Raw genomic sequence first — 1,523 nt, 5'->3', positions numbered from 1 at the left:
GTGAAATGCAGTGGTGCTGCGAGACCAATATTATTTTTAAAGCTCTTTCCTGCGATACCGTTCCCCACTTCACCACACTGGCCAGCTTCGTCAGTCGCCATGCCGATGAGATTGAAGCGCTATTCGAGCAAGTGCTGCTGGTGTGCCACGAACAAGGCTTACTGGGAAACGAACTCTTTGCCATTGACGGCTGCAAGATGTCCTCCGATGCCTCCAAAGAGTGGTCGGGTACGTTCAAAGAATTGGGCGAGAAACGGGAGAAACTGAGAGGCCTGATTCGGCATCACCTACTAGAGCACTACGCGCGTGATGAAGCTGAAACGGAAGCCGATCTGGATCGGGATATCCGACGGGCCAAGACGATTCTCTCGCTAGATGCCGCCATGAACAAAGTTGACCGTTTCCTAAAGACGCACAGCCCAAGGATGGGCCGGGGGAAGCGAATCAAGGAAGTGAAGAGCAATCTGACCGGTAACGAAAGTGCCAAGATGACGACAAGCAAGGGCACGATCCAGGGCTATAACGGCGTCGCCACGGTGGATAAAAAGCACCAGATCGTCATTGACGCTCAGGCCTTCGGCGAAGGCCAGGAACATCACACCTTGCAGCCCGTACTGGAAATGGTCGAAGCGCGTTTTAAGAAGCTGGGCATCGCCGAGAATATCTATCAGGAAGGCACCGTCGTGACCGCCGATACTGGCTTTGCCAATGAAGCTAACATGAAGTATCTGTACGAACAGCAGATCAACGGCTACATCCCCGATAACCAGTTCCGCAGCCGAGATCCGAAGTTCGCTAACCAGAAAGACAAATACGGCAAGCGCCACCAGAACCTGCCGGACAAAGGCTGGCGTGAGACGACGCCAGCCAGCGCGTTCCAGTTTGATCCAGTAGCGCTAACGTGTATCTGCCCCACCGGCGAAAAGCTGTCCTATCGCGGGCAACGAGAAACGGACACTGGCAAGATTCGGGTACACTTTGAAGGGCGTTTGCTGCAATGTCGGCACTGCCCAAAGAAATACCGATGCATGCAGAACCCCAGCTCTGCCGACCATCGCAACGGCGCAGGGCGACAAGTGTCTTTTATTATCGAGAACAAACGCTTACCCAATTACACGGACTGGATGAAGCACCGGGTTGATAGCCCCAAGGGCAAAGAAATTTACAGCCATCGTATGTCAGTCGTGGAGCCCGTCTTCGGCAACATTGTCACGACGAAAAGACTGAACCGCTTCAGCCTTCGGGGTAAGAAAAAAGTGCAAGGCCAGTGGCAGCTATACTGCTTGGTACACAATATTGAGAAGTTGGCGAATTACGGCCATTTGGCCGCCTCATGAAGAGCTTAGAGCGGGGTAAGTTGCTTTTTAAGAGCAAAAGGCCGTCTTCAGCGGGCTTAAGCTGGGCGCTCAAGTGGCTAAATGCCGATATTAAGATTACTCAGCCAGATGACCGGCTGGGTAAATGAATAAGGACAATAGGCGGTGGAAACGGCTCGAAATCGGGTTTTTCTACAGCCTCGTTAG

The 1,523-nt window shown here is 52.8% G+C and carries 1 protein-coding gene; it reads left to right on the top strand.

What is annotated here, in order from left to right; all coding sequences use genetic code 11:
* Positions 1 to 1,337: transposase (locus HZS79_RS16695; RefSeq protein WP_179928418.1), on the top strand; the 1,337-nt coding region annotated here is incomplete at its 5' end.
* Positions 1,338 to 1,523 lie beyond the last annotated feature (186 nt).

The organism is Vreelandella zhaodongensis, assembly GCF_013415115.1.
In the GTDB taxonomy this organism is placed as follows: Bacteria; Pseudomonadota; Gammaproteobacteria; order Pseudomonadales; family Halomonadaceae; genus Vreelandella; species Vreelandella zhaodongensis.
The sequence above is the reverse complement of the archived record's forward strand: the minus strand, read 5'-3'. Positions and strand labels throughout refer to the sequence as shown.